The sequence below is a fragment of the Variovorax sp. AC103 genome, from assembly GCF_979254005.1.
Genome location: NZ_CEEDFC010000015.1, coordinates 109849 through 123399, shown reverse-complemented (window position 1 = coordinate 123399; position 13551 = coordinate 109849). Strand labels below are relative to the sequence as shown.

The 13551-nt window shown below is 69.3% G+C and carries 13 protein-coding genes; 5 read left to right on the top strand and 8 right to left on the bottom strand.

The annotated features are described in order from the left end of the window. The first annotated feature begins 35 nt into the window (after positions 1–35). Positions 36–974 carry a LysR substrate-binding domain-containing protein gene (locus AC0IYU_RS21710; RefSeq protein WP_472120926.1) on the top strand — a complete coding sequence of 313 codons (939 nt, stop codon included), beginning with the start codon at positions 36–38 and terminating at the stop codon, positions 972–974. 25 nt (positions 975–999) lie between these two features. Here the strand turns inward: AC0IYU_RS21710 and AC0IYU_RS21705 are convergent, their stop codons facing one another. Then, a complete protein-coding gene (locus AC0IYU_RS21705) occupies positions 1000–1764 on the bottom strand; it encodes a hypothetical protein (RefSeq protein WP_472120925.1) in 765 nt (254 codons plus the stop codon). Positions 1765–1884: 120 nt separating this feature from the next. Between AC0IYU_RS21705 and AC0IYU_RS21700 the strand changes: the two genes are divergently transcribed. Then, positions 1885–3132, top strand: a complete 1248-nt coding sequence (locus tag AC0IYU_RS21700) for a DUF418 domain-containing protein (protein ID WP_472120922.1) — start codon at positions 1885–1887, stop codon at positions 3130–3132. Here the strand turns inward: AC0IYU_RS21700 and AC0IYU_RS21695 are convergent. Further along, the gene (locus AC0IYU_RS21695; RefSeq protein ID WP_472120920.1) at positions 3105–3725 is read right to left on the bottom strand and encodes a LysE/ArgO family amino acid transporter; all 621 of its coding nucleotides are present in this window, start codon (positions 3723–3725) and stop codon (positions 3105–3107) included. The genes AC0IYU_RS21700 and AC0IYU_RS21695 overlap by 28 nt on opposite strands. 106 nt (positions 3726–3831) lie before the next feature. On the opposite strand from AC0IYU_RS21695, the gene AC0IYU_RS21690 reads away from it, so the two are divergent. Next, entirely contained in the window at positions 3832–4308 is a 477-nt protein-coding gene (locus AC0IYU_RS21690) for an Lrp/AsnC family transcriptional regulator (protein WP_472120917.1), read from the top strand. 96 nt (positions 4309–4404) lie between these two features. Here AC0IYU_RS21690 and AC0IYU_RS21685 read toward each other — a convergent pair whose 3' ends face one another. The 4 genes from AC0IYU_RS21685 to AC0IYU_RS21670 are packed head-to-tail and all read right to left on the bottom strand — an operon-like array spanning position 4405 to position 9224. Then, on the bottom strand, positions 4405–4806 hold the full coding sequence (locus tag AC0IYU_RS21685) for a YbaN family protein (protein ID WP_472120914.1): 402 nt from the start codon (positions 4804–4806) through the stop codon (positions 4405–4407). 46 nt (positions 4807–4852) lie between these two features. Then, the gene (locus tag AC0IYU_RS21680) at positions 4853–5929 is read right to left on the bottom strand and encodes a mechanosensitive ion channel family protein (protein WP_435436555.1); all 1077 of its coding nucleotides are present in this window, start codon (positions 5927–5929) and stop codon (positions 4853–4855) included. Further along, positions 5929–8172, bottom strand: a complete 2244-nt coding sequence (locus AC0IYU_RS21675) for an FUSC family protein (protein WP_472120912.1) — start codon at positions 8170–8172, stop codon at positions 5929–5931. Before AC0IYU_RS21675 ends, AC0IYU_RS21680 begins: the two co-directional genes overlap by 1 nt. Next, complete coding sequence (locus AC0IYU_RS21670) at positions 8172–9224, bottom strand: inositol monophosphatase family protein (RefSeq protein WP_472120910.1); 1053 nt, start codon at positions 9222–9224, stop codon at positions 8172–8174. The genes AC0IYU_RS21675 and AC0IYU_RS21670 overlap by 1 nt, the downstream gene beginning before the upstream one ends. Positions 9225–9344: 120 nt before the next feature. Between AC0IYU_RS21670 and AC0IYU_RS21665 the strand changes: the two genes are divergently transcribed. Both AC0IYU_RS21665 and cysE read left to right on the top strand, forming a co-directional pair. Continuing rightward, entirely contained in the window at positions 9345–10109 is a 765-nt protein-coding gene (locus tag AC0IYU_RS21665; RefSeq protein ID WP_472120908.1) for an RNA methyltransferase, read from the top strand. 57 nt (positions 10110–10166) lie between these two features. Beyond that, positions 10167–10967 carry a serine O-acetyltransferase gene (gene cysE / locus AC0IYU_RS21660; RefSeq protein ID WP_472121040.1) on the top strand — a complete coding sequence of 267 codons (801 nt, stop codon included), beginning with the start codon at positions 10167–10169 and terminating at the stop codon, positions 10965–10967. 9 nt (positions 10968–10976) lie between these two features. Here the strand turns inward: cysE and AC0IYU_RS21655 are convergent, their stop codons facing one another. Then, complete coding sequence (locus AC0IYU_RS21655) at positions 10977–12464, bottom strand: PAS domain S-box protein (protein ID WP_472120904.1); 1488 nt, start codon at positions 12462–12464, stop codon at positions 10977–10979. Positions 12465–12549: 85 nt separating this feature from the next. Next, a complete protein-coding gene (locus AC0IYU_RS21650; RefSeq protein ID WP_472120902.1) occupies positions 12550–13524 on the bottom strand; it encodes a hypothetical protein in 975 nt (324 codons plus the stop codon). Positions 13525–13551 lie beyond the last annotated feature (27 nt).

Here is a 13551-nt window from a genome sequence, read left to right as displayed (position 1 = left end):
GAACGATGCCGCCAGAAGGAACCACCGTGTCAGCCATGAACTTTGCACGCTTGAAGATGCGCCATCTGCAATGCCTGGTGATGGTGGCGCAGGAGCGCAACCTGGTGCGCGCGGCCAGGGCGCTGTCGCTCACGCAGCCGGCGGTGTCCAAGACCGTGGCGGAGCTGGAGGAAATCGTCGGGCGGCAGCTGCTGCTGCGCCGCCGCCGCGGCGTGGAGCTCACGCCGGCCGCCGAGGTGCTGGTGCGGCATGCCGTCTCGGCGTTGCGCGGGCTGCGCGAAGGCCTGGGCCTGGCCATGGACCAGCCCGAGGCCGACCAGTTGCGCGTGGCCGTCGGCGCGTTGCCCAACATGGCGGGCGAGCTGCTGCCGCAAGCCGTGGCGCAATTGCACGCATCGCACCCGGCGGTGCGCGTGCGCGTGGCGAGCGGCACCAATGCGCAGCTGATGACGCAGTTGCGCCAGGGCGAGATCGACCTGGTGCTCGGCCGGCTCGCGCAGGCTTCGGCCATGGCCGACCTGGCGTTCGAGCATCTCTACAGCGAGCCGCTGCGGCTGGTGGTGCGGCCCGGGCATCCGCTGGCGTCGCGGCGCAAGCCGACGCTCGATGCGCTGGCTGCCTATCCGCTGGTGCTGCCGGTGTCGGGCACGCTGATCCGGCACACGGCGGACGCCTTCCTCATCGCGCAAGGCATGGCATTGCCGAACCAGTTGGTGGAGGCGACCGACACCAGCTTCGCGGTCGGCCTGCTGCAGCGTTCGGAGGCGGTGTGGTTCGCACCGCAGGGCGCGGTGGAAGGGCTGCTCGCGCGCGGCGAGCTCCAGCGCGTGGCCCTCGACACCGCCGGCACCGAAGGGCCCGTGGGGCTCACCGTTCGGCGAACCCTGGAAGCTGGCGAGGCGGGCGAGCTCGGCGAGGGCGCGCGGTTGCTGATCGAGGAGATCCGCGGCATCGTGCGCAAGCGCAAGGCCTGATGCCGCGCTGCGGGTCGCGCAACGCTCAGTGGGCGATCCTGGGGTTCGGGTATTCGCAGCCCACTTCGACGCGACCCTTGAGCTTGCTCGCCACGGTCCATGCGCCCTTGCCGGCCTCGCGTGCCAGGCCCCGGCCGTCGACGCCGCGCAGGCCCAGCCGGCGCGCCACCGCATCGAGGTCGGTGCTGTCGGTCACGGCATGCACCGAGTAGTTGCCCAGCTCGTGGCTGCCGAAGCGCACGTCCTGCACCTGGAAGCCCGCCACCGTGATCGGCTGGGGCAGGTGCCACACGTCGGACATGAAGGCGCTGAGCTCCGCGCTCTTGCTCCAGCCCGCGAGCGAGCCGTCTTCCAGCTTGTCGGCGTAGGCCGGAATGCCGCTGGCAGCGCCCTTGCATTCGATGAGCGCCTGCAGCGATGGCAGCGCCTTGCCGCTGTCCGCCGGCGCAGCCATGGTCGACTGCGCCAACAGCACGAACAGGCCGACGACTGCCACCGGAAACGACCAGTACTGCATCGGCACCCAGAAGAACTTGTGGCGCTTGTAGAGCAGCACCGTCTCGTTGGTCTTGGCGTCGACCAGCTCGCGTGGCGGCTTGCTGTTGAGCTTGCGGCCGATGAACCAGTTGGCCGCCGCGCCAGAAAAAATGCCGAGCGCAATGGCGACCATCAGCCACTCGCTGTGCCCGATGGCGCCGAGCAGGCGCTCGAGCAGCATCGAGACCGCCATGGAAGTGACGAACACGATGGGCACCACCAGAAAACCAAGACCCGACCAGACAAAAATCATTGCACTCTCCCCGTGCCGCGTGTGCGGCGAATTTTGAAAAAGGTATCGGTCAGGTAACCTGCGTTGCCGGCGCGGCGGCATCCGGCACCTTGCAGTTTTTCGCGCACGCGCCGACAGACCATGAACCAAACCCCCAGCCTCCCCGATTCCCCCGCCGAACCACCCCGGCGCCAGTCGCTCGTCGATGCATTGCGCGGCTTCGCGCTGCTGGGCATCCTGGTGGTGAACATCGCCAGCTTCTCGTCGACCTACTACGGGGCGGGCGTGCCCGACCCGCTGGGCCTGTCGCTGGTGGAGCGTGGCGCGTCGTTCGTGCGCACCTTCGTGTTCGAGACCAAGTTCTACCTGCTGTTCTCGTTCCTGTTCGGCTACAGCTTCAGCTTGCAGATGCAGGCCGCGCAGCGCATCGGCACGCCGTTCGCGCCGCGCATGGCGCGCCGTCTCCTGGGGCTGTGGGTGCTCGGCGTGCTGCATGCAGTGGTGCTGTACCACGGCGACATCCTCACCACCTATGCGGTGATCGGTGCGGTGCTGCTGATGCTGCGGCGGCGCGGCGATGTCGTGCTGGCGTGCGTCGCCATCGGGCTGGTGCTGGCCACGTCGTTGCTGTGGGCCGGCATCGGCTACCTGCTGGCATTCGTCAACCTGTCGACGGACATGCGCGGCGCGTACGCCGAGGCGGGCAGGGCGCTGGCGGCCTACCGCGGCACGCCCGCCACGGTGATCGTGCAGCACGTGCACGAGCTGACGCAGATCTGGTGGATCACCGTGCTGGTTCAGGCGCCGACGGCGCTGGCCATGTTCTTCGCCGGCTTCATCGCGGGCCGGCGCGGGCTGTTCGTGAATGCCGCGAAGCACCGCACGCTGTTCCGGCGCCTGCTGGTCTGGGGGCTGGTGATCGGCGTGCCGGGCGCCGCCGTCTATGCCTGGCCGTCGGCGCGCGTGGAAAACTCCATCCGCGAGATCTACGGCCTCTCCGCGACCCTGCTGACCGCGCCGTTCCTGTCCGCCGCCTACGCGAGCGGGCTGGTGCTGTGGATGCTCGGCCCTCGCGGAAAGGCCGTCGAAGGCCTGCTCGCGCCGGCCGGGCGCATGGCCCTGTCGAACTACCTGCTGCAGTCGCTGGTGTGCGCATGGCTCTTCCTGGCCTACGGCCTGCGATGGATCGGCACCTTCGGGCCGCTCGCCACCACCGCCATTGCCTTCGCGATCTTCGGGTGCCAACTGGTGCTGAGCCGCTGGTGGATGCGCCGCTTCGTCTACGGCCCGGTCGAATGGCTGCTGCGGGCGTTCACCAATCTCGAACTGCCGCCAATGCGAAAAACGCCTGCATCACTCGCTCAGCCCGCGAGCAACGTCGAGAGCTGATACACCGCGAAAGCCAGCAAGACCGCGCCCGACAGCCGGTTGATGAACCGCATGGCGCCGTCGCCGAGCTTGTGCCGCACCGACGCCACCGCCGTCGACAGGCCGAGCCACCACAGCGCGGAGCCCAGGTACACGCCCAGCACCATCGTCGCCGCCGCGCCGGCGCTGCCCACGTGGCCGGTCGCGATGGAGGCGAACACCGCAATGAACGACAGGATCGTCATCGGGTTGGCCAGCGTCAGCACGAAGATCGACAGCACCGCCTTCACCGGCGTGGCCGCGTCCTGCGCCGCCCTGGCCGTGGACGCGGCCGGCGCGCGAAGCAGCTGCACGCCCATCCATGCGAGAAACGCCGCGCCGCCCAGCGCCAGCGGCACGCGCGCGGCAACCATGGTCGAGACGACGGCCGACACCCCGAGCGCGCCGATGGCCCCGTAGACCGCGTCGGCCAACGCCGCGCCCAGCCCGCTGAGAAAGCCGATGCCGCGCCCATGCGCCAGCGTGCGCTGGATGCACAGCAGCCCGATCGGGCCGACCGGGGCGGCGATGGAGAGCCCGATGACCAGGGCCTTGAGGAAGAGAACGAGATCCATGCAGGAATTGTCCCGGGGCGTATCGATGGAGAGAATGGCGAAACACAGGCGCAGCGCCTTGTTTGCCTGAAATCGGAAGCCCATCGTCAACCCGAGCCTGAAATTCATGGAAATCGACAGCAAGAACTGGCAGATCCTCGACGTGCTGCAGGCCGATGCACGCACCTCGCTTACGGCCCTGTCGAAGCAGGTGGGCCTGTCGGTGCCTTCGACCTCCGAGCGCGTGAAGCGGCTGGAAGAGGCCGGCGTGCTCGACGGCTACCGCGCGGTGGTCCCGCCGCGCAAGGTCGGCTACACCGTGACGGCGCTGGTCGGCATCACGACCGCGCAGCCCGACAAGGCGCGGCTGCTGAAGCTGCTCAAGGGCAAGACCGAAGTGCTGGAGTGCTTCCACGTGACGGGGCAGGACTCGTATGTGCTCAAGGTGATTGCGCGCGACATCGAACACCTCGAAGCCTTCGCGAGCAGCATCAACCACCTGGGCGAGACGCGCACGTCGATCGTCATGTCGATACCGATTCCGGCACGGGCCGTGGCGGTGCCTGCGGGCAGGGCCGAGCTCGAACCGGCGAAGCCGGCATAGAAGGCATAGACGGCGCGGCATCGGCCGTCGCGTCCCACGACACGCCACCGCCGATCACGCGTGCGCGCCTGGGCACGAGCCCGAAACGGACTCGGCTCACGCAGGAGGCACAGCCGGCAGCGGCCGGGACCACAGCCAGGCCAGCACCGTTGCCATGCACGCGATGGCCAGCACGGCGAGCCATGCGCGGTGCGCGGTGAACGACACGATCACCGCGCAGACCGCCATGGTCACCGTCGCGCTCCACTTGGCACGGCGGCTCACGGTGCGGCCGTTCTCCCAGTTGTGCAACAGCGGGCCGAACAGTCGATGGCTCAACAGCCACGCGTGCAGGCGCGGCGAGCTACGCGCGGCGGCCCAGGCGGCCATCAGGATGAACACCGTCGTCGGCATGCCCGGCAGCACCACGCCGATGAGGCCCAGCACCAGGCACAGCACGGCAAAGGCGTACAGCAGGAACCGCGTGAGCGGGGACTTTCGTTCGGGGTCTGGCTTCAACGCAGCACGCTCTGGCTGTTCGGGCTGTTCGGGCTGTTCGGACCGTTCAGGCGGCCATCGCCCGCGGCTGTTCCCGCTCCTGCGGGCCATCGCTCTCGATGCGCATCTTGGGCAGGAACTGCGGGTACTCGCGCTGCATGAAGTCGATCAGCCCTTCGCGCACGCTGCAGCGCAGGTCGAAGGCCAGGCTCGAGGTGGCTGCGGTGCACAGCACGCGGATCTGCATGGTGCGTTCGGTCGCGTCGGTCACGCGCAGGTTGAAGAAGCGGCCGTCCCACTCGGGCGCGGCCTTCACGATGCGCTCCACCTCTTCGCGCAGCGGCGCGAGCGGCATGCCGTAGTCGGCGTAGATGAACACCGCGCCCAGCAGTTGCGCCGAATGCCGCGTCCAGTTCTGGAACGGCTTCTCGATGAAGTAGGTCAGCGGCAGGATGAGGCGGCGCTCGTCCCAGATCTTGATGACCACGAAGGTGCCGGTGATCTCTTCCACGCGGCCCCATTCGCCCTCGACCACGAGCACGTCGTCGATGCGGATCGGTTGGGCCAGCGCAATCTGCAGGCCCGCGATGAGGTTGCTGAACACGGGCTTGGCCGCCAGGCCGGCCACGATGCCGATGACGCCGGCCGAGGCCAGCAGGCTCGCACCCACCTGGCGCGCGCCCGGAAAGGTCATGAGCATCATCGCGGCGCCTGCCACCAGCACCACCGTGGCGGCGGTGCGCGCCAGCACCCGCGTCTGCGTGAGCACGCGGCGCGCCTGCAGGTTGTCGGACACGTCGGAGGGGTTCTGCGCGAGCACGCCGTCGGCGAAGCCGCTGATGGCCTTCACCGCGAGCCAGGTGGTCGATGCGATGAGCAGCAGGCCGGTGAGGTGGCGCACGTTGCCGATGAAGCGCAGGTCGTCGGGTGCGCCCTGCCACACCACGTTGAGCGCCACCAGCGGCAGCACGAGCCGCGCCGCAGCGTTGCAGTTGACCACCATCGTGTGGATCGTCGGGGCCGGGCGGGTGATCCGCCTGAGCACCATGCCACCGATGCGGTGGGCGAGAAGAGCAAGGGGAACTGCGATCAGGGCGGCAACCCATGTGCCGAACCAGGGGTGGGCAAGTATCTCTTTGGTCATCAGGCGGTGGTCGTCTTTGCTGTTTCCGTTGTCTCGTTCAGAGGTTGAAGAATGCGCGCCGCGTCGTCGCGCAGCTGCGTGGCGAGCGCCGTGGCCTGGTCGAGCCGGCGCAGCAGCCAGGGGCTGATGTCGTTGTCGAAGGGGTCGGGCAGGGGAATCGGTCCGCCCACGGCGGTGGAGCCGGCGCTCTCGGGTTGAGAGGGCCCAGTGGTGGGCAGAGTTCCGATGGCGGCTTCGATTCTTTGCGAGGTGCGGCTGATCGGGCCCACGATGTCGTCGGGGGTGAGGCGGTCGCGCCGCAGCACGAGCATCGACTTCACCGCGCTCAGCTGCGCGAGCAGCTGGTAGCTGTGGGCCTGCAGGTGTTCGAGCGGCTCCAGCGGCGGCTGCACCGCGCGCGGTTCGGACAGCGAACGCTGCGTGGCCTGCACCAGCGCCGAGAGGCTGTCGTAGGCCTCGCGGCGCGCGAGGCGCCATTCGAGTTCGGGGCTGCTGTCGATGGCCTGCAGCTGGCCCAGGCCGAGCGCCAGGCGCGCATGGCGCGCCTGCGCGGTGAGCACGCGCGCCACCAGCGCCGGAATCTGCGTGCGCTCCCACGAGGGCAACACGTAGCAGAAGCCCCAGGCGAGCGTGGCGCCGATGAGGGTGTCCGCAATGCGCTCGAACAGCGCGAAGATGGGTGCCACGCCCACGTTCAGCATGTGGGCCTGCACCAGGCCGAGCACGGTGGCCGCCACGGCGGTGATGAGGTAGCGGCGCACCGCGAAGCTGTGCGCAATGGCCTGCGCCACGGTCACGATCACCAGCAGCATCAGCGCCGACGGATGCCCCGACAGCAGCGCCACCGCGAGCACGCAGCCCAGCAGCGTGCCGGCCACCCGCGCGTTGCGGCGCTCCAGCGTCTGCGAGAGGCTGCCGCGCAGCACCACCACGATGGTCAGCAAAATCCAGTAGTCGTGCGAGCCCCAGGGCATCGACACCGCGATGGCGTAGCCCGCGGCAATGGCCAGCGCGGCGCGAATGGCATGGCGCAGCGGCGGCTGGTCCCAGCGCCACAGCGTGAAGAAGGGGCGAAACGACCAGTCGGTCGGGCTCACGAACATCTGCCAGTTGGCGCGCACCACCGCCAGGTTGGGCTCGACGTCGCCGCGCGCCATGGCCGACAGGCGCAGCACCTCGTCGTTGATGTGGCCGATGCGGCTGGCCAGCCCGCGCGCGAGCATGGCGGCGGTGGGCCCGATGTGGCCACCGTGGCTGTTGCTGTCGTCGGACGAGACATGGATGGCCGCCAGCCGTGGCCGGCGGTCGGCCACGGCCTCGGGGTGGCGGCGCATCAGCAGGGCGTCGGCCAGCGCGATGGTTTCGTCGGACAGTTCCTCGAGCACGGTGCGCATCTGGATGAGCGCCTCGGCATGCGCCGGGTGGGCGCGCAGGGTGTCGAGGTCGAGCTCGCTGGCCAGCAGCTGGTCGCGCATTTCGAGCACGATCACCAGCATGGCGGCCAGCCGCTGGCGGCGCGGCGTGCGCGGCGACTCGAGCACGATGTCGCGCGTGGCCTGCAGCTGGTCGGCCAGCGCGGCCTGCTCGCGCAGCAGCTGGCCCAGCAGCGGGGCGGGGGTGTCGCGCACGTCGCGCGTTTCGTCCTGCGGCAGGAACTGGCTGGCCTCGGTGCGCATCAGCGCGGCCAGCGAATACAGCACGTCGGCGATCGACTGGGTGCGAAAGCGCCCGTTGAGCAGCAGGTTCGACAGCGTCGCCCAGATCACGTACAGGCCGGCGCCCATGCCGAAGTGCCAGGTGCGCTCCAGCGCGTCGGCCATGCCGGTGGGCGTGGGCGTGGCCATCGAGAAGATCATGGAGAACATCACCGCGATGGCGATGGGAATGCCCCGCTTGCCCCAGGCCATGGCCAGGAAGGCCATGAAGGTGGCGGGCACCAGCAGCAGCCCGAGGCGGATGGGGGCGGTGTGCAGCATCTGCACCGCAAAGAACAGCGGCAGCCCGATGAGCGGCGCCGGCAGCATCTGCAGGAACTTGCCGCGGCGCGGGCCGGGCAGGTCGGGCGGCGCGGTGACGATCACGCCGGTTGCGGCGGCCGAGGCCGCGAGCGTGCCCAGCCAGAAGTGGATGCCGCCCGAGATGAACAGCAGCCCCAGCGCCACGGTGAGCCCGCTCGCGACGTAGTGGCTCAGCGCAATGCGCAGGGCGGCGCGAAGGCGGGGCGCGGCGTGGGGCCCCGGCATCACTTGGCGGAAGCGTCGCCCTCGGAGGGGCCACCGGCAGTGGGTGCGTCGCGGCGGATGCGCGTGAGCTTGCGCGGCGCGGCGGGTGCCGCGGCGGGCGCGTCGCCGTCGGCCGGCGCGTCGGCGAAGTCGACCACCGTGCTGCGGGCGTACAGGTCGGCCGAGGCGTCTTCCGGGTTCGACTTGGTCGAGGCGGACACCGCGCGCACGCGGTCGCTGGCGCGCAGCTTGTCGTCCACGTTGGCGAACTTGGAGTACTTGGCGAGCAGCGGCACCAGCTGGCCGTAGATGCGCGGTGCGGCGGCCAGGCATTCGCGCTGCTCGATGAAGTCGGGCTCGCCCGTGAAGTTGCCGATCAGGCCGCCGGCCTCGGTGACCAGCAGCGAACCCGCGGCCACGTCCCAGGGGTTGAGGCCGGTTTCGAAGAAGCCGTCGGTGAAGCCGGCGGCCACGTAGGCCAGGTCGAGCGCGGCGGCGCCGGGGCGGCGCAGGCCGGCCATGCGGGGCATCATGTCAGCCATGATGGCCAGGTACTGCTTGAAGTTGTCGCCGGTGCGGAACGGGAAGCCGGTGGAGATCAGGCACTCGCTGAGCTTCACGCGCTTGGACACGCGGATGCGCCGGTCGTTCATGTAGGCGCCGCGCCCCTTGGTGGCGGTGAACAGGTCGTTGCGGCTCGGGTCGTAGATGACGGCCTGCTCGATCTTGCCGCGCACCGACAGCGCGATGGACACGCAGTACACCGGGAAGCCGTGGATGAAGTTGGTGGTGCCGTCCAGCGGATCGATGATCCAGACGTAGTCGGAGTCTTGCGCACCATGCTCGGTGCCCGATTCTTCGGCCAGGATGCCGTGCCCCGGGTACGCGCCAAGCAAGGTCTCGATGATGACCTTCTCGCTGGCGTGATCGACTTCGGTGACGAAGTCGTTGACCTGCTTCTGGGAGATGCGCACGGCCTCGACGTCGAGGGCGGCGCGGTTGATGATCGCGCCGGCGGCGCGTGCGGCCTTGACGGCCACATTGAGCATGGGATGCAGGTTGGGGGACGACATTGGATTGTGAGAAGAACAGGAAAGGAGCCTCTGGGAACCCCTGGAAGCGGCCCGGCGATGCGGGCGGCGAGAATCGGGGGATTTTACCGGGTCCGCCCGTTCGTGTCTCCCCAACCCGCCATGCGCACCCGTTTCATCCTGATCCAGACCAGCCACGCCGGCAATGTGGGCGCCGCCGCCCGCGCCATGAAGACCATGGGTTTCGACGACCTCGTGCTGGTGGCGCCGCGCTGGGCCAACGTGCTGCGGCGCGAGGAAACCATCCAGCGCGCCAGCGGCGCGCTCGACGTGCTGACAAACGCCCGCATCGTCGAGACCCTCGATGAAGCCCTCGACGGCGTGACCCACCTGTGCGCCACGGCCATGATCGCGCGCGACTTCGGCCCGCCCACCCGCACCCCGCGCGAGCACCTGGAACCCCTGGCAAAGCAGGGCGACCAGCATGTCGCCTTCCTGTTTGGCTCCGAGCGTTTCGGCATGCGAAACGAAGACGTGTACCGCTGCAACGTGGCGCTGACCATTCCCACCGACCCGAAGTTCGGCTCGCTCAACCTGGGCGCGGCCATCCAGGTGGTGGCCTACGAATGGCGCCTGGCGCTGGGCGGCTATGGCGTGCGCGAGGCCACGCCCTCCGTGCAGGCCGACGCGCAGGCCGTGGCCGGCATGCTCGACCACTGGGAGCGCTCGCTGGTGGAGATCGGCTTTCTGGACCCGCAGGCGCCCAAGAAGCTCATGCCGCGGCTGCAGCAGCTTTTCAACCGGGCCCAGCCCACGCCGGAAGAGATCCATATCCTGCGCGGCATCGCCAAGGCCATGAGCGACGCCACGCGCCCGCCCCGCGGCGCCACCGCCCCGATGGACCCGACAGGCCCGACGGGTCCGTAAACCCCCATTGCCTGTACGCGATGACGGCGGGTTATAGACTGCGCGCCCCCTATCGATATAACGAAAACAAAGGCAGCGATGTTCTCTCGACTGCGCGCCGACATCCGGTGCATCCTCGAACGCGACCCGGCCGCCCGCAGCGCCTGGGAAGTGATGACGCTCTACCCCGGCTTCCATGCCGTGGTGCTGCATCGGTGGGCCCACGCGTGCTGGAACCACGGCTTCAAGTGGTCGGGCCGTTTCATCGCGCACTGCGCGCGCGGCCTGACCGGCATCGAGATCCACCCGGCGGCCAAGATCGGCGAACGGGTGTTCTTCGACCATGCCATGGGCGTGGTGGTGGGCGAGACCGCCGAGATCGGCGACGGCTGCACCATCTACCAGGGCGTGACGCTGGGCGGCACCTCGCTCTACAAGGGCGCCAAGCGGCACCCGACGCTGGGCCGCAATGTGGTGGTGAGCGCCGGCGCCAAGGTGCTGGGCGGATTCGTGGTGGGCGACGGCGCGAAGATCGGCAGCAACGCGGTGGTCATCAAGCCGGTGCCGGCGGGGGCGACGGCGGTGGGCATTCCGGCACGCATCATCCCGTCGAAGAGCAGCGCGAGTGGCGAAAGCGCCGACGTGGCCGCGCCGCAGAAGTTCTCCGCCTACGGCATCACGCAGGAAGACGATCCGCTGAGCCAGGCCATGCGCGGGCTGATCGACAACGCTTCCAGCCAGGAGCACCAGATCGCGCTGCTGTGGCAGGCCATCGAAAAGCTGTCGGCCCAGCCGGGCACCAAGGACTGCGTGCCGTGCGACGCGGCGCGCGACCAGAGCTTCGAGGCGGAAAAGCTGTCGCAGCTCGTGGGCAAGTAGGCCCGCGCTTCAGTCCGCCGGCGGCGGGCGGCGCGCCACGAAGTAGCCGTGGTTGCGCGCCCAGAGCACCACCGCGCCGCGGCTGTGCACGTCGAGCTTGGCGTACACGGTGGACACATGGTTGCGCACCGTGCTCAGCGCCACGCCGAGCTTCTTGGCGATCTCCTTGTCGGCCTGGCCTTCGCACAGCGCGTCGAACACGTCGCGCTCGCGCGGGGTCAGGTCGTCCAGCTGGGGGGCGCGGCCCTGCTCATTGTGCCGCTTCACGTTGGCCAGCTTCTCGATCAGCGACTTGCTGAACCAGGAGGCGTCCTTCATCACGGTCTCGATGGCGCTGACCAGCTCCAGCTCGGAGCGCTTGCGCTCGCTGATGTCCAGCCAGGCCATGAGCACGCAGGCTTGGCCGTTGATCGTCACGTTCTCGGCGGACACCAGGCAGTCGACGGGCTCGCCGTCCTTGCGGCCGACGCGGAACTCGGCGGCCCTCACGCTGCCGCTTTGCGCCAGCTGGGCCGCGATGGCTTCGCGCGCATCGTCCAGCCAGATGCCGGCCGTGTCCGCGGCGCGGCCGACCAGGTCTTCGGGCGCGTAGCCGGTCACCGCGGTGAACGCCTCGTTGATGTCGAGCAGCGTCAGGTCCTGCGCCCCCAGCACGGCGCTGGGCACGGGCAGCATGCGGAACGCCTTCTGGAACCGTTCCTCGCTCTGGCGCAGCGTGCTCTCGGCCTTGCGGCGCGGCTCCAGGTCCATGAAGGTGAAGAGCATGCAGGCCTCCTCGCCGATGTCGATCGGCTGGCCGGCCACCACCACCGGCTTGTGGCCGCCGTCGGGCAGCCGCAGCTCGGCCTCCATCTGCGGGATGGTGCCGCCTTCGCCCAGCCGCTCCACCGCCAGGTCGCGCTTGTCGGCGTTCTCGAAAACGTCGAGCTGGTACACCGAGCGGCCGATGACCTGTTCGCGCACATAGCCCGTCATTTCCAGGAAGCCCTGGTTGACCTTGATGTAGCGCTGGTCGCTCAGGCGGCAGATCACAGCGGGCGCCGGGTTGGCATTGAAGGTCTTCTCGAAGCGGTTCTCGGCGCTGGCCCACTCGCTGGCGTCGTGCAGGATGAGCGCGAGGCAGTCGGGCTCGCCGTCGGTGTTGGTCAGCACCAGGCTGCGCACGCGGTGCACCCAGTTCACCGTTTCGTCGTGCGCCGGAAACACCTCGACGATCACGTCGCTGAAGCATTCGCCGGCAATCACGCGCTCGATCGGGTACTGGCCTTCCTGCAGCGGGTGGTTGTTGCGGTAGCGCAGGCGAAAACGCTCGCGGTACTGCGTGACGTTGCCGCCCAGGTCGGCCACGGTGCCGACGCCGTGCATCTTCAGCGCGGCCTCGTTGGCCCAGACGATGCGCTGGTCGGGCTCGACCAGCATCACGCCCTCGGTGAGGCCGGTGATGATCTGCTGGAGCTGTCGTCTGTCGGTCTGGGTCTGTAGAACGCGATCGTTCATCGTGTACGTCTCGAACCGCGGAAAGCCCGCATGCGCGCCATTAGAACCCGGCCGCGCAGAGCGGTGCCTTCCGCTTTTTCTGTGGTCAGTCGGGGCTGCTGCGCCGGCCCAGGAAGCCCGCGCCGCCCGACACCAGGGCGCCCAGCAGCAGGACGATCACGCCCGCCCAGGCGGCATGGCTCACGCCCTTGGCCGCCGCATCGCCGGCTTCGCGGGCCTTCTGCTCGGCCTGCTGCTTGAAGGCGTTGTACTTGGCGACCGCCTGGTTGAAGCTCTGCTCGTAGTTGTTCGCCACCTGCTCGGCTTCGGCGCGGCTCTTGCCGGTGCGCGCGGCAATGATGTTCACCAGCGCGTCCTTGTCGGCCGCGTCCAAGCCGGGCTGCGCCTTCTGGCGCAGGCGCTCGAAGAAGGCCGCGAGATCGTCCGCCGAGGTCTGCGGCGTGGTGGCCGCATCTGCGGCGCTCGCCTTGCCGTCGCTGGCTGCCGCACGGGCGTCGGCCTTCAGCTTGTCGGGGTCGAGCGCGGGCTTGCCGGTCTGGCGCAGCAGGGTTTCGAGCTGGGCGCGGGCGTCGGACAGGTCGAAGTTGATGCCGTTCTTCTGCAGCTGGTCTTTCACGCCGGACGCCAGCGTGGGCGCGGCGGCCGCCACCCCCTGGCCGGCGAGCGACAGGCCGGTGCCCGCCACGCCGGAGGCCGCGCCGATGACGCCGCCTGCCAGCGACGAAATGGCATAGACCGTGACCAGCGTGGTCACCGCCCAGCACAGCACGCCGTGCAGGATGCCCTTGCCCGGCGCGGAGCGCCCGGCAAAGAAGGCGCCCACGGCCAGCGCGATGAGCGTGGACGCGCCGACCCACAGGCCGGTGCCCGTGCCGAAGCCGGCGAGCGGGTTGCGTTCGCCCAGCGCATCGATGGCGCCGGAGCCCACGGCCGTGCCGAGCACGCCCAGGAACAGGTAGGTCGCGAGTGCGAGGAACAGGCCGACGAAGACGGCGCCCCAGGAGACGCGTGACGGCCAAGGGCGCAGCCTTTCGGCCGTCAGGAGGGTGGTTGTGTTCATGTTGTTGCTTCCCTGAATGTTCGATGG

Bases quoted from the DNA above. Each gene is read 5' to 3' on its own strand.
- AC0IYU_RS21700 (WP_472120922.1), top strand. From the start codon at position 1,885: ATGAACCAAACCCCCAGCCTCCCCGATTCCCCCGCCGAACCACCCCGG.
- AC0IYU_RS21650 (WP_472120902.1), bottom strand. From the start codon at position 13,524: ATGAACACAACCACCCTCCTGACGGCCGAAAGGCTGCGCCCTTGGCCG.
- AC0IYU_RS21695 (WP_472120920.1), bottom strand. From the start codon at position 3,725: ATGGATCTCGTTCTCTTCCTCAAGGCCCTGGTCATCGGGCTCTCCATC.
- AC0IYU_RS21690 (WP_472120917.1), top strand. From the start codon at position 3,832: ATGGAAATCGACAGCAAGAACTGGCAGATCCTCGACGTGCTGCAGGCC.
- AC0IYU_RS21680 (WP_435436555.1), bottom strand. From the start codon at position 5,929: ATGACCAAAGAGATACTTGCCCACCCCTGGTTCGGCACATGGGTTGCC.
- AC0IYU_RS21665 (WP_472120908.1), top strand. From the start codon at position 9,345: ATGCGCACCCGTTTCATCCTGATCCAGACCAGCCACGCCGGCAATGTG.
- AC0IYU_RS21655 (WP_472120904.1), bottom strand. From the start codon at position 12,464: ATGAACGATCGCGTTCTACAGACCCAGACCGACAGACGACAGCTCCAG.
- AC0IYU_RS21675 (WP_472120912.1), bottom strand. From the start codon at position 8,172: ATGCCGGGGCCCCACGCCGCGCCCCGCCTTCGCGCCGCCCTGCGCATT.
- AC0IYU_RS21710 (WP_472120926.1), top strand. From the start codon at position 36: ATGAACTTTGCACGCTTGAAGATGCGCCATCTGCAATGCCTGGTGATG.
- AC0IYU_RS21705 (WP_472120925.1), bottom strand. From the start codon at position 1,764: ATGATTTTTGTCTGGTCGGGTCTTGGTTTTCTGGTGGTGCCCATCGTG.
- AC0IYU_RS21670 (WP_472120910.1), bottom strand. From the start codon at position 9,224: ATGTCGTCCCCCAACCTGCATCCCATGCTCAATGTGGCCGTCAAGGCC.